This window comes from Vibrio fortis (assembly GCF_024347475.1).
GTDB classification, from domain to species: domain Bacteria; phylum Pseudomonadota; class Gammaproteobacteria; order Enterobacterales; family Vibrionaceae; genus Vibrio; species Vibrio fortis.
Map to the genome: position 1 here is coordinate 400,728 of NZ_AP025488.1, position 14,004 is coordinate 414,731.

At 47.5% G+C, this 14,004-nt stretch carries 12 protein-coding genes; 8 read left to right on the forward strand and 4 right to left on the reverse strand.

What is annotated here, in order from left to right; genetic code table 11:
* Window positions 1-12 precede the first annotated feature (12 nt).
* The 7 genes from OCV50_RS16385 (at window position 13) to OCV50_RS16415 (ending at window position 8,575) form a co-directional block, all read left to right on the forward strand.
* The gene (locus OCV50_RS16385) at window positions 13-1,497 is read left to right on the forward strand and encodes an aldehyde dehydrogenase (protein ID WP_261904929.1); all 1,485 of its coding nucleotides are present in this window, start codon (window positions 13-15) and stop codon (window positions 1,495-1,497) included.
* 31 nt (window positions 1,498-1,528) lie between these two features.
* Window positions 1,529-2,806, forward strand: a complete 1,278-nt coding sequence (locus OCV50_RS16390) for an NAD(P)/FAD-dependent oxidoreductase (protein WP_261904930.1) — start codon at window positions 1,529-1,531, stop codon at window positions 2,804-2,806.
* 25 nt (window positions 2,807-2,831) lie between these two features.
* Complete coding sequence (gene aguB / locus OCV50_RS16395) at window positions 2,832-3,698, forward strand: N-carbamoylputrescine amidase (RefSeq protein ID WP_261904931.1); 867 nt, start codon at window positions 2,832-2,834, stop codon at window positions 3,696-3,698.
* Window positions 3,699-3,707: 9 nt separating this feature from the next.
* Window positions 3,708-4,790 carry an agmatine deiminase gene (gene aguA / locus OCV50_RS16400; RefSeq protein WP_261904932.1) on the forward strand — a complete coding sequence of 361 codons (1,083 nt, stop codon included), beginning with the start codon at window positions 3,708-3,710 and terminating at the stop codon, window positions 4,788-4,790.
* Between the two features lie 87 nt (window positions 4,791-4,877).
* On the forward strand, window positions 4,878-6,305 hold the full coding sequence (locus OCV50_RS16405) for an NAD-dependent succinate-semialdehyde dehydrogenase (RefSeq protein WP_261904933.1): 1,428 nt from the start codon (window positions 4,878-4,880) through the stop codon (window positions 6,303-6,305).
* A 15-nt stretch (window positions 6,306-6,320) separates the two neighbouring features.
* Window positions 6,321-7,592 (forward strand): 4-aminobutyrate--2-oxoglutarate transaminase, encoded by a 1,272-nt coding sequence (gabT, locus tag OCV50_RS16410; protein ID WP_150869815.1) that lies wholly within the window; start codon window positions 6,321-6,323, stop codon window positions 7,590-7,592.
* 326 nt (window positions 7,593-7,918) lie between these two features.
* Window positions 7,919-8,575, forward strand: a complete 657-nt coding sequence (locus tag OCV50_RS16415) for a Qnr family pentapeptide repeat protein (protein ID WP_261904934.1) — start codon at window positions 7,919-7,921, stop codon at window positions 8,573-8,575.
* A 55-nt stretch (window positions 8,576-8,630) separates the two neighbouring features.
* Here the strand turns inward: OCV50_RS16415 and OCV50_RS16420 are convergent, their stop codons facing one another.
* The 4 genes from OCV50_RS16420 to OCV50_RS16435 all read right to left on the reverse strand — a co-directional run bounded on the left by OCV50_RS16420 (window position 8,631) and on the right by OCV50_RS16435 (window position 12,686).
* Window positions 8,631-8,975 (reverse strand): hypothetical protein, encoded by a 345-nt coding sequence (locus OCV50_RS16420; protein ID WP_261904935.1) that lies wholly within the window; start codon window positions 8,973-8,975, stop codon window positions 8,631-8,633.
* 185 nt (window positions 8,976-9,160) lie between these two features.
* Window positions 9,161-9,946: an EAL domain-containing protein gene (locus OCV50_RS16425; RefSeq protein ID WP_261904936.1), complete on the reverse strand. Its 786-nt coding sequence runs from the start codon at window positions 9,944-9,946 to the stop codon at window positions 9,161-9,163.
* Window positions 9,940-11,841: a methyl-accepting chemotaxis protein gene (locus OCV50_RS16430; RefSeq protein WP_261904937.1), complete on the reverse strand. Its 1,902-nt coding sequence runs from the start codon at window positions 11,839-11,841 to the stop codon at window positions 9,940-9,942. Before OCV50_RS16430 ends, OCV50_RS16425 begins: the two co-directional genes overlap by 7 nt.
* Window positions 11,842-11,957: 116 nt before the next feature.
* Window positions 11,958-12,686, reverse strand: a complete 729-nt coding sequence (locus OCV50_RS16435; RefSeq protein ID WP_261904938.1) for a UTRA domain-containing protein — start codon at window positions 12,684-12,686, stop codon at window positions 11,958-11,960.
* 211 nt (window positions 12,687-12,897) lie between these two features.
* On the opposite strand from OCV50_RS16435, the gene OCV50_RS16440 reads away from it, so the two are divergent.
* On the forward strand, window positions 12,898-13,980 hold the full coding sequence (locus OCV50_RS16440) for an ABC transporter substrate-binding protein (protein ID WP_239839436.1): 1,083 nt from the start codon (window positions 12,898-12,900) through the stop codon (window positions 13,978-13,980).
* Window positions 13,981-14,004 lie beyond the last annotated feature (24 nt).

Consider the following 14,004-nt stretch of genomic DNA (forward strand, 5'->3'; position numbering starts at 1 on the left):
CAAGGAGAGCGTATGAAAACCCAAGAACAATGGATTGAATTACAAAACAGTCTAAACATCGAGAATCGAGCATTTATTAACGGTGAGTATACGCTTGCTATCAGCGGCCAAATGCTTGATGTCGTTAACCCAGCAACGGACGAGACGCTTACGGAGATCGCTCGTTGCCAAGAAGAAGATGTTGATCTTGCGGTAACATGCGCTCGTCAAGCCTTTCAAGCGGGTGAATGGAGCAACAGCGCCCCATCTCACCGTAAAGCGGTTCTGAGCTTATTCGCCGACCTTATTGATGAACACCGTGAAGAGTTGGCTCTATTAGAAACGCTCGATACCGGTAAACCTATCAACCATAGTGTCTCTACAGACATCCCGGGTGCAGCTGGATCTTTGCGTTGGTACGCTGAAGCGATTGATAAAGTCTACGGCGAAGTCGCACCAACCGAAAAAGATGTTCACGCGTACATTTCTCACCAACCGATTGGTGTTGTTGCTGCAGTGGTTCCATGGAACTTTCCGTTGTGGCTAGCCTGTTGGAAGCTTGGCCCGGCGCTTGCCGCGGGTAATAGCGTTATTCTCAAACCCTCAGAAAAGTCCTCTTTGACGGCGATCTTCCTTGGCAAACTGGCTAACCAAGCCGGCCTACCACGCGGTGTATTTCAAGTGATCACCGGTTTTGGCCATGAAGCTGGAGATGCTCTTGCGAAACACGACGATGTCGATTGTATTGCCTTTACCGGTTCAACCCGCATTGCTGGTCAACTTATGGTTCGCTCTGGTGAGTCCAACCTAAAGCGTGTCTTCGCTGAAGCGGGCGGCAAGAATGCCAATATCGTTTTTGAAGACTGTGACGACCTTGACCGCGCTGCGGCAGAAACGGCGGGCGGTTGTTTCTATAACCAAGGCGAAGTGTGCGTAGCGGCGACTCGATTGCTGGTTCATGAAAGCATCAAAGATCAATTTGTTGAAAAAGTGATTGAAGCGTCTAAAGCCTTTACGCCTAAGGATCCTATGGATACCACTTGTTCTATGGGCGCGCTTATCGACCAAGGGCACAAAGCCAAGGTGTTGGAGTACATCCAACTTGGTCAAACCGAGGGGGCAACCCTGCGCTGTGGTGGTGATGTCGATGGCAAAGGTGCTTTTGTTGAGCCGACTATTCTCGACAACGTCGACAACAAAATGCGTGTCGCGCAAGAAGAGATCTTTGGCCCTGTATTGTGCGTGATTCCTTTCAAAGATGAGCAAGAGGCGATCGCCATTGCTAACGATTCGAAATATGGCCTAGGTGCCGCTCTTTGGAGCAGCAATATTAATCGCGTTCACCGCGTAGCAAAGCAACTTCAAGCGGGTTCGGTTTGGGTCAATAACTACAACGAAGGTGACATGACTGTCCCATTTGGTGGCTTCAAAATGAGTGGTAATGGTCGCGATAAATCACTGCATGCCATAGAGAAATTCACTGAAACCAAAACCACTTGGATTCGCCTACACCCTTAAGCTTGCTGACGAATAATAAAGGAATAGAACAATGAATAAGCATACGGACTCGTTTTACGCGCACTCAGTACCAAACATGCCAGATTTCCCCCAACTTCAAGACAACATCGAATGTGATGTGTGTGTGGTTGGCGCTGGCTTTTCTGGTTTATCTTCAGCGCTGCACTTGGCAGAGAAAGGCTTCAAAGTGGTAGTGCTAGAGAGTGCGAAAGTTGGTTTTGGCGCAACCGGTCGCAACGGCGGTCAGATCGTTAACAGCTACAGCCGAGATGTTGACGTGATTGAAAGCCGTTACGACCAACCCCAAGCCAAAGCACTGTGTGACATGATCTTTGAGGGTGGCGACATTATTCGCGGCCTTATCGATAAGTACGATATTGAGTGTGATCACAAACGTGGCGGCCTGTTTACGGCACTGAACAAAAAGCAACTAGCAGGCTTAGAGCACCACAAGAAAAACTGGGAGCGCTACGGTAATGATCAACTGACTCTGCTTGATGCCAATGAGGTAGAAGCGGCAGTCGGTACCCAGGTTTACACGGGTGGTCTACTCGATATGCGTGGTGGTCACATCCATCCTCTGAAACTGGCTCTTGGTGAAGCAGCAGCGTTTGTCTCTTTGGGTGGCCAAATTTTCGAACAATCTGCAGTAACGTCATTAGAAAAAGGTGTAAACCCAGTGGCGAGAACGGCGCAGGGCAGCGTGAAGTGCAAATACCTTGTACTAGCAGGTAATGCTTACCTTGGCGGCCTAGCACCAAACATCAGTAACAAAGCGATTCCATGTGGCACGCAAGTGGTGGCGACGGAGCCGCTTACTGAGGAGCAACTTAAGCAGGTGCTGCCAAGTGACTACTGTGTTGAAGACTGCAACTACCTACTGGATTACTTCCGTCTAAGTGCGGACAAGCGCCTACTGTTTGGTGGTGGTGTGGTGTATGGCGCACGTGACCCACAGAATATTGAAGCCTTGATTCGTCCTAAGCTAGAGAAGGTTTTCCCTCAATTGAAAGGGATCAAGATTGATTACACTTGGACGGGCAACTTCCTTCTAACTTACTCGCGTATGCCTCAGTTTGGCGCATTCGACGACAACATTTATTACCTGCAGGGCTACAGCGGCCACGGCGTAACTTGTACTCACCTAGCAGGCAAACTATTGGCAGAAGCCTTAACCGGACATGCAGAGCGATTTGATGCCTTCGCCGCATTGAAACACTATGCCTTCCCAGGCGGCCGCCACTTCCAAATCCCATTCACAGCAGTGGGTGCAGCGTATTACAACCTAAGAGACAAACTGGCTATCTAATCCAGATACAGATAAGGAACATCGAATGAGTAGAGTAGTGAAATTTGCAGCCTTACAACTGACTAAGAGCTGGGATCTGGAAGATAACCTCAACAAAGCCAAGCAAGCGATTCGTGAGGCATCAAGTAACGGCGCTAACGTGATTCTGCCACAGGAGCTGTTTGCAGCGCCTTACTTCTGTAAAAAGCAGGAAGCAAAGTACTTCGAATTGGCTGAAGAGACCGAGAACTGTTTACTGATTAAAGAGATGAGCGCACTGGCTAAAGAGCTAGGAGTGGTGATACCGGTAAGCTACTTTGAAAAAGCGGGTAACACCTTTTTTAACTCCTTGGTGATGATCGATGCGGATGGCACGGTACTCGACAACTACCGAAAATCTCATATCCCAGATGGCCCGGGTTACAGCGAAAAATACTACTTCAGCCCGGGTGATACTGGCTTTAAGGTGTGGAAGACCAAGTTTGGTACCTTTGGTGCAGGCATCTGTTGGGATCAATGGTTCCCAGAATTGGCTCGCAGCTTAGCCCTGCATGGTGCAGAAGCAATCTTCTACCCAACCGCCATCGGTAGCGAACCGCAAGATCCAACCCTAGATTCTCGTGACCATTGGCAACGCACAATGCAGGGCCACTCAGCGGCGAACTTGGTACCAGTTATTGCGTCAAACCGCGTAGGTACTGAAGTCGATGATGGCATTGAAACAACCTTCTACGGCTCGTCTTTCATCACTGACCATACCGGTGGCAAGCTCGCTGAAGCTCCGCGTGAAGGTGAAGCGATCATCTACGCAGAGGTAGACCTAGCTGCAACTACACAGGCGCGTCACTCATGGGGACTATTCCGCGACCGTCGACCAGATCTGTACGGCAGTGTAGGCAAACTGGCGGTATAAGGAGGCACTATGCAGCTATCAACCACGCCTCGACAAGATGGCTTCTACTTTCCGGCTGAGTTTCAACCGGTGAGTGAAGTGTGGCTTGCTTGGCCTGAGCGAAAAGATAATTGGCGTGAACAAGCGCTGCCTGCACAGCAGACCTTTGCTCGCATTGCCAACGCGATTTCGGAAGTAACCAAGGTGTGTGTGGCGGTTAGCTGTAAGCAGTTTGATAAAGCTCGTGCTCTTCTTCACTCCGATGTGCGACTGGTCGAGATCCCATACAACGATGCTTGGATGCGAGATATAGGCCCAACGGTCGTAGTGAACGCCCAAGGTGTTCGTCGTGGTGTCAGTTGGCAGTTTAATGCGTGGGGCGGTGACTACAACGGCCTTTACGATAACTGGCAGCAAGACGACCTAGTGGCGAGTTCGGTGTGCGATATCATCGGTCTTGACCACTATCGCGCTCCGTTTGTTCTGGAGGGGGGGGCCATTCATACCGACGGTGAAGGCACGCTTTATACAACGCAAGAGTGTTTACTTAGTCCGGGGCGTAACCCAGAGATGAGTCAGCAACAGATAGAAGCGAACCTCAAAGAGTATCTTGGTATCGATAAAGTCATCTGGCTTCCTAAGGGATTGTTTAACGATGAGACCGACGGTCATGTCGATAATCTGATGCACGTGATTGCGCCGGGTAAGGTGGTATTGAGCTGGACTGATGATCCAAGTGACCCACAGTTCGAACTGTCACGTCAAGCCGAACAAGCGCTGCAGTCACAAACTGATGCGCAAGGTAGACACATTGAAGTGATTCGTTTGCCATTGCCGGGGCCTTTGCACTACAGCGAGGCTGAAGCCAGCGGTGTCGATAAGAGTGAAGGCATGGTGCGTGACGCTGGAGAAAGGCTAAGTGCTTCTTATGCAAACTTTCTTATCGTAAATGAGTATGTCTTTTTACCTCTGCTCGATGATACAACCGACTCGCAGGCGATAGAGATACTGCAACAGGCAATGCCTGAGCATCAAGTGATAGGGATCCCGTCACGTGAGGTGTTATTGGGTGGTGGCAATATTCATTGTATTACCCAGCAGATCCCTGCTTAACCTTCATCAATTAAAATTACTAATAGCCGCGTGTGACTGAATCAGTCAGAGAAGAGCGGTATTGTTTAGCTGTCAAAAGGAATCACCATGCAACAAATTAACAACCAAACATTGCTGTCGTTTATGGTGTCGGACCAAGACCAGGGCATTGCTGTCACTAACCCTGCGACTGGTGAAGTGCTGGGTTATGCCCCTATCTCTTCAGAGCAAGCCATTTTAGATGGTGTAGAGCGTGCGAGTGTCGCGCAAAAAGAGTGGGCGGCAAGGCCAGCGAAGGCTCGTGCTGCTCTGTTGAATAAGTGGTATCAACTGCTACTTGAAAACAAAGAAGACCTTGGCCGTTTAATGACGCTAGAGCAAGGTAAACCGCTAGCAGAAGCGCAGGGTGAAGTACTCTATGGTGCGAGCTTTATCGAATGGTTTGCCGAAGAAGCCAAGCGCACTTACGGAGAAACGATTCCAGCCCCAAGTGGTGACAAGCGTCTTGTGACCATTAAGCAGCCGATAGGCGTCGCATGTGCGATCACGCCATGGAACTTTCCAATTGCAATGATCACTCGCAAGGCAGGGCCAGCACTGGCGGCGGGTTGTAGCTTCATCGTCAAACCATCGGATTCTACACCTCTATCTGCGTTTGCTGTTGCGGAGCTCGCGTACCAAGCCGGTATTCCTCACGATGTGCTGCAGGTGACTTTGGGTGAAAGCTCTCGTCAGATCGGCGCAATTTTTACCTCTCACCCACTGATTCGTAAGTTCTCGTTCACGGGTTCTACACAAGTCGGTAGTGTTTTGATGCAGCAGAGTGCGCACGATATTAAACGTACCTCAATGGAGCTTGGTGGCAACGCGCCATTTATTGTGTTTGATGATGCAGATATCGATGCAGCTGTTGCAGGTGCGATGGCATCGAAGTTCCGTAATGCAGGTCAAACGTGTGTGTGTGCCAACCGATTCTATGTTCACAGCAAAGTCTACGATGAGTTCGTGACTAAATTTGATGCAGCGGTACAGCAGCTTAAGGTCGGCAACGGTTTAGATGAGGGCGTGAACATTGGCCCAGTGATCAGCGAATCAGCGAAGGCGGGTATTCAAGCACTGATTGATGGCGCAATTGAACAAGGCGCGCAGCCTGTTTCGGAAGTAGCGACCCTTGATGGCTTGTTCATGCAGCCGGTTGTACTAAAGAACGTCACTCATGACATGCACATTGTCTCGCAGGAGATCTTTGGCCCTGTCGCACCAGTGATTGCATTCGATAACGATGAGCAACTGATCGAGATGGCAAATGACACCATTTACGGCCTCGCATCTTACTTCTACAGCCAAAACATCCATCGCGTTTGGAAGATCGCAGAAGCGTTGGAGTACGGCATGGTCGGCATTAATGAAGGCATGATTTCTACCGAAGTGGCTCCGTTCGGTGGGGTAAAACAGTCCGGTATCGGGCGTGAAGGGGCAAAACAAGGTATCGATGAGTACATGGACATCAAATATCTCTGCTTTGGCGGCAACTAACTTAAGGACAAGACAATGACAAACCAACAACTACACCAAAGAAGAAGCCAAGTAATCGCTCAAGGTATGGGCGCACTTTATCCCCTTTACGTTGAGAAAGCAGAGAATGCGCATGTGTGGGATGTAGATGGTAATAAATACATCGACTTTGCCGCAGGGATTGCAGTAACCAATACCGGCCACTCGAATAAGCGCATCAGTGAAGCTGTAAAAGCGCAGCTGGATAACTTTTCTCACACGTGTGCAATGGTGACGCCTTACGCTTCGTTCGTTGAACTGGCGGAAAAGCTGACTGAACTTGCACCTGGCGATAGCGAAAAGAAAGCGATTTTCCTAACCACGGGTGCTGAGGCAGTAGAGAACGCAGTGAAAGTTGCACGCGCTCATACTGGTCGTAGTGGCGTTATCGCATTCAAAGGTGGCTTCCACGGTCGTACAAATATGACGATGGGTCTGACAGGTAAAGTTGCGCCATACAAAGCGGGCTTTGGTCCTTTCCCGAATGAGATCTTTCATGCACCCTACCCAAATGCATTTCATGGTGTGAGCACGGAGCAGAGCCTGCAAGCGCTTGAAGACCTGTTTGCATGCGATATCGAGCCATCGCGCGTAGCTGCGATCATCTTCGAACCTGTGCAAGGTGAGGGCGGTTTCTACAAAGCACCTGCTGAATTTGCACAAGGGCTACGTGAAGTGTGTGATAAGCACGGCATCATGCTTATTGCCGATGAAATTCAAACTGGCTTTGCGCGTACCGGTAAAATGTTTGCTACGGAATACCTAGGCATTGAACCAGACATGATGACGATGGCGAAAGGCATCGCAGGCGGCTTCCCTATCTCTGCTGTGGTAGGTAAAGCGGATGTGATGGACTCGGCACTGCCGGGTGGCCTTGGTGGTACATACGCAGGCTCACCACTAGGCTGTGTTGCTGGTCTTGAGGTACTCAAAATTATCGAAGAAGAGCAGTTGTGTGCGAAAGCGATGGGCATTGGTGAAGTGGTTAATGCTCGTATGACGAAACTTCAAGAATCTGTACCGGCAATTGGTGAAATCCGTACTACGGGTGCGATGATGGCGATTGAGTTTGCGTGTCCTGAAACGGGTAAACCTCTGCAAGATCTCACTAAAGCCGTTATCAGTAAGGCACAAGAGAATGGGTTAATTCTGTTGTCTTGTGGCGTGAAAGCGAACGTAATTCGCCTGCTACCACCATTGACGATCGAGTCTGAGGTTCTTAGCGAAGGTTTGGATAAGCTTGAGAAGATCATTCTTGAAGTCGCGTAACGCAACTTATTCATTTTAATTAATAAAGAGCACTATGAAGTGCTCTTTTTTTGTGCGGATTTACAATGTAAATGTGGCTTTTCACGAGTTTATTAATGTTTGAGAACTCTTGAGTATCGCTGCTTTCTGTATGTCTCTCTGTTTGATTAAACTTTTTTCTGCAAAGGCGCATAGGGAAATTTGAAAAATACCCTGTTAAAGACGCTTCTAGGTGCGTTAAATTGGCGATTTTGGGGTGTTTTAAATGTTTGTTTTTAAAGGTTTTTAAAATCGTGACTTGGTAGTGAACCAATGTTACGTTTCGGGGACGCAAATAAGGAGCGGCCATGAAAACCAAAAACCACACTTATCATCAGCACGATTTCTCTCATCAAGACCTTAGTTATTTGGCTTTTGAGTCCTGCACTTTTTTGGAGTGTAACTTTCATAGCGCTCAGCTAAAAGAAACCACGTTTAAACATTGTAAGTTTATTGAAACTTCCGACATGGAAGGGTGCCAGTTTCACTTTGCTGATCTGAGAGATGCTAGCTTTCAAGACTGTAAGATCGCGATGGCCAACTTCAGTAATGCCAATTGCTTTGGTATTGAATTCAGGAACTGCGATCTAAAAGGCGCGAATTTCTATCGAGCTAATTTTGCCAACTACGTGACGCAGAAAGTCTTCTTCTGCTCGGCTTATATCACTGGTTGCAATTTGTCCTATACAAACCTAGAGAGCGCCAACTTAGAGAAGTGTGAACTGTTTGAAAATCGTTGGATAGGTGCGCATTTGGTGGGAGCGTCGATGAAAGAGTCGGACTTGAGCCGCGGTGTTTTTTCAGAGGATGCTTGGACTCAATTTAGCTTTCAAGGTGCGAACCTATGCCATGTTGAGCTTGAAGGATTAAACCCGAAAAGAGTAGATATGACAGGAGTTCAAATTGCAGAGTGGCAGCAAGACCAGCTGCTTGAAGCGATGGGCATTGTTGTGATGCCTGATTAAATGTACTGCTGGCGAACCGAAAACTAGCGGCTCAAACTCTGATTTCTATCCGCAATCAGTTAGGGGCATTGTTGCGATAATCTGGCTCGGATAGATTTTCTGCAAAGCCGATTTCACCGATGATGTAGAGAGCACTGCCAATCGCATCTAAGGTTTCATTGGAGTTTCTTTCAGGCACGTTAACCACGGTGATATTACTGTAGTCGTGAGATGGTGAGGTCGCATCGGAAGGAGCGTAGCTGTTACACACGATGCTTTGACAATCATGCTGTTGCGGTGGCGCGCTTGGTGAGTTTTGAGTCGTCAGGTTTTGAATTGAATCTATATCGAATACATCCGAACTCTCTGCACTTAGTGCGTATCCCGAAAACACTAACAATAATGATGCAATTACTCTCATCGTAAAATCCAACTCTATTCATAACTCACACCGATAATAGCGAAATCGAACTTGAATTGCACAGTGTTTTTTATAAATCTGATTTGCTTGTATATTGTTGGGGTGACCATTTTCTACATCATCTTAAGGTTTTGAGTGCGTTGGCTGGAATGATGGTTTGTGGAGCAGGGTTGTCGAGGGTTCGTTTAGCGAATGGTGGAAAGCCCAAAGTTTCGGGTAGGCTTTCCTAGGTAATAGCCTTGTCCCCATTCGGCACCCACTTGTTTGGCTATCTGCAGGTCGGAAGACATTTCGACGCCCTCCATTACGATCATTCGCCCATGAAGCATGAAACTCTCTTTGATGTCCGGGAGAGATTGAACAGGGTGGTTGCGAAGTTGTCGCAAAATACTTTTGTCGAGTTTGACGATTTGTGGATTAACCTGCTGAACCCTAGGTAGGTCTGAATTTCCGGAACCGAAGTCGTCGATGGCAAGAAGGCACCCGTGACTGCGCAGCTGAGCAAGTTGCTGCTCTAATGGAATCCGTGAATCAGAAACTTGTTCAACGACCTCGATAACAAGGTTTGAAAAGTCATAACGGCTGTTGCTAGCATCATTTTGCTGTACACAATTGAACATGGTTTGCCAGACTCTTGGGTGTCGATGCAGGTACGCAATACTTGCTGGATTAAAATTGATGAACAACTTACCAGAGATCTTATCTTTGTATTTTCGATAGTTAATTGCATGTAGCGTGGCAGCGATCAGATCCATTTTTATGCGTGTGAGCCGAGATAAGTTTGAATTAAACAACTGCTCAGGCGAAATACTCTCACCTCCTGCGTCGGTACAACGCAGGAGAGCTTCATGCCCAATCAAGGTGTGTTGATTAAGCTCATATATCGGTTGAAACACGGAAAGTACCTGATACCTTCCAAGTGAAAGCGTGTAACCTTGTTCGTCTTCAAGTAGGGATTGAATGCTTAACACTGCGGTGCCTTTGTTTCGTTCTGAAGTTTAAAGCGTTCGAGAATACGTTGCTGCTTAGCTATTTCAGAAAGCTGAGTATTCATATGCTGATTGGTCTTTTCTGTTTGAGCGATGACTTGCTGCCCGAGCTTGGTAATTTTTTGCGTATTCTTACTCACTTCAAATGACACTAAGCTTTGTTGTTCTGTCGCTGTTGCTACTTGCCCAGTGAATTCAGAAATATTACTGATATTTTCTTTTACCAAGTGCAGGGTTGTACTGGCTTGTCGCGCGCACTCCACAGCATCGGTTACGTCATGTTCGCTCACTAAAATCGCCTCAGCCATCAGGCTGGTACCTGAACGAAGCTGCTGGATTTTGTTGTGGATCTCTTTCGTTGATTCTTGAGTGCGAAGAGACAGCAAACGCACGTGATCTGCAACGACAGCAAAACCTCGCCCCGCTTGACCAGCTCTAGCTGATTCAATGGTTGCATTCAATGCGAGTAGGTTAGTTTGATTCGCAATTTCACTGATGACATCAAGAATGCTACCTATGCTGTCTGTTGCGGCGATTAAGGTGGCAGATTGGTTGGACACTTTCGCCATGTTAGAAGAAAGCCTTTGAATGCACTGCTCGGTTTGGACGACGACATCCACTCCATTCAATACGTTCTTATCCGCCTCTGTGGCATTTTGAGCAGCGTGTTGAGTATGTTCAGCGGTGTCTTGCGCTGCAGCGGCCATTTGCTCTATCGCCGTCGCAAGGCTATTCAGTTCTGCGATTTGATGATTGATATGGTGATCGGTTTCGAAGGACGCAGACTGTGTCATCTCAGCGTGATTCTGTAGCGTGGTCGAGACACTTTTTGAGTCCAACATTTGTTGCTGTAGATTAGCAATAAAGTGATTAAAGTTGTGCGCCAGTTTGGCGAACTCTGTATCAGTATCCGTTTTTAAGCGCTGAGTAAGATCAGCGTCGCCAGACGCAATATTTTCAAGGGCGGCGTTCAAATCATCAATGGGTCTAAACAGATAGCGAATCGCCCAGTACAAAGACAGAGTAACAAGGATGAGGGAGATACCAGTCAGACCCAGTAAGTCAGTGCTTAACTTAGTGAGGTCGGCAAAGACCTTCTGTTCATCAATGACAGCTCCGATGTACCAATCTTCCCCTTCAATTTTTTTCAAACTGACCAGGTGTTTTACGCCGTTGAGTTCTAGTTCTGTGACCCCTTGTTTTAGATGTACACCCGGAACAAATTCTGAAAAGGAGTGGCCATTGTAGTGATTGTTCGGGTGCGAGATGACCGTACCATCATTGGTCATCATAAACAGGTAGCCAGAACCAAATAGATCGGTTTGATTAATCAGCTCTGCCAACGGTTTCAAAGAGACATCAAACACGACGTTGCCGATAAATTGGTTAGATTTATCAACCAATGAAGAGGCAACGGAAATGATCATCTGATTGGTCGACGAATCGATATAAGGTCTTGTGATTACTATGTCATTAGAGTGGCTAGCTTCTTGGTACCAAGGTCGATTTCGCACATCATAACCTGCTTCTGGGATCCAACCATCATTTGAGATCAGGGAACCGTCGTGCTCGTAGCCAATGCCTACAGCCTGAAAACTCTTTGTGAGCGAAGGCGTTGAGATCGCCTCTAGGGCCAACTGGCGATTTGAAGCGTCAATGATATTTAAAGAGTGCGTTACGGAGTTAACGAGCTCTCTTTTTGCGCGAAGCTCATGGGTCACAGTGAAACTGATGCTTTTTGTCAGCTCATGGACACTGGTTTCTACTTGGCTTTGAAAGGTCGAATTTGTGGCTTGTTGCTGAACATAACCGACGAGTGAAGCAACGGTGACAAAGAGCAGGCTTGAAGCAATAATGATTTTTGACTGGAATTTCATGAAGTGCGATTGATTTTACAAATGGTTTAACCGCATATGATATATAGAGCAAACGTGAATAATGGTTATACCTTTTATAACCAATGGTTACATACGTCCTCTGTCCTTATCTTGTGTTAACCAATGCTATCAATGTGAATCATCACCGAATCGGGGCGCCAATATTCAAACTCGCAATCCATCAGCTCGCCATCTTGCTTGTAATTGACTCGGCAAATTTTTAGTACCGGTTGACCCTCTGAGAGATTGAGTGCTTTAGCTACGTGTGCTGGCGCTGAGGTGGGTATCACATCAAACCGTGAACGCTGGGTTTCATAGCCATAACTCTGTTTATAGATGTCGGTGAGTGACATCCGGAGATCGTTCGAGAGGATCTCTGGAAATAGATTGGCGATCAGTACATTCTCAACAAATAGCACCACTCTACCGTCGATGTAGCGCAGTCTTTCAATGACATGAATGGGAGTAATCCCCTCGACTTCTAGTGCCTTGGCGTACTCTCCGGCCGCCATTTCAGAGCGAGTGTTGATGAGTCGAGTTTCGGCAATCCGGTTCTGGTCTCGAATCATTTGATGAAAGTGGCAGCGTGATAAGGGGTTGTAACGGATACGCTCAGACGACACAAACCAACCGCGTCGATCTTCTCGGTATATTAATCCTTCGGTTTCAAGCGAGATAAGCGCATCTTTAAGCGTGATGCGCGTAGTCGAAAAGAGTTCGCTGAGCTCTCTCTCTGAAGGGAGTTTTTGCCCCTGTTTGTAGATGTCAGACTGTATCTGTTCTCGGATACTGTGTTTGATTTTTCCTAATTGTGTTTGTGAGTGGTTGTTGCCCGGCATTCTCATCGCTGATCTAGTCCATGATTCGTTGTTGTTACCAGTATAAGTCGGCTGTTTAACAGTAATGTGACAGCTAATCCTGCTTAAATGTCGCGCTGTTGAAATAGTTTTGCCATATAAATGCATTCGAACTGTCAAGGAAGTTGTCATAAACCGTAACAATTGCCCTTTAGCATGCAAAGTGAACTTACTGACCTAGTCCAGAAGGATAGAGACAATGAAAACTTTGCTTTGCCGCTCAATCGTAACGCCATCAAAATTGATTGGTGCAACCTTGATGACAGCGACCATTTCAATGCCAGCAATGGCTACTGACACGGATTTAAATGCACTAGTAGAAGCGGCTCAAAAAGAGGGAGCAGTTTACAGTGTGGGTATGCCTGATAGTTGGGCTAACTGGAAAGACACGTGGGCTGACCTAAAGGAAAACTACGGGCTAAAGCACCAAGATACTGATATGAGCTCGGCTCAAGAGATCGCAAAATTTGAAGCGGAGAAGCGCAATGCGACTGCAGATATCGGTGATGTAGGCTTTGCGTTTGCACGCGTTGCGGTAAAGAAAGATGTGACTCAAGCATACAAGCCATCAACTTGGGACGACATTCCTGAGTGGGCTAAAGACAAAGATGGCCACTGGGCTCTGGCGTACACTGGCACTATCTCATTCATCTCAAACAATAATCTTGTGAAAAATGCACCTAAGTCTTGGAGCGATATCCTTGAGGGTGACTACAAGGTGACGGTTGGGGATGTAGGCGTTGCAGCACAGGCGAATAACGCGGTATTGGCGGCAGCGTTCGCCAATGGCGGAGATGAAACGAACCTAAAACCGGCGATCAAGTACTTCGCTGAACTCGCAAAACAGGGCCGTCTGTCATACACAGATCCAAACATGGCGAACCTAGAAAAGGGTGAAGTTGAAGTCGCGATCATGTGGGATTTCAACGCGTTGAACTACCGTGACAAAATCGACCGCGAGCGCTTCAGCGTTAACATTCCACAAGATGGCTCAGTGATCTCGGGTTACACCACCATCATCAACAAATACGCGAAAAACCCAAATGCGGCGAAACTGGCTCGCGAATACATCTTCAGCGACCAAGGTCAGATCAACCTAGCAGAAGGTTATGCGCGTCCAATCCGTACCAATGTGACTCTGCCTCAATCGGTACAGGATAAGCTCATTGCCAACGAAGAGTACGGCAATGTTCACCCTGTGTCTGACTTCTCTGCATGGGAAAAATCAGCACGTCGTCTGCCACGTCAATGGCAAGAAAGCGTTCTGATTCATCAGCAATAAGTTCCGTTTGTTAGCAAGAGAATA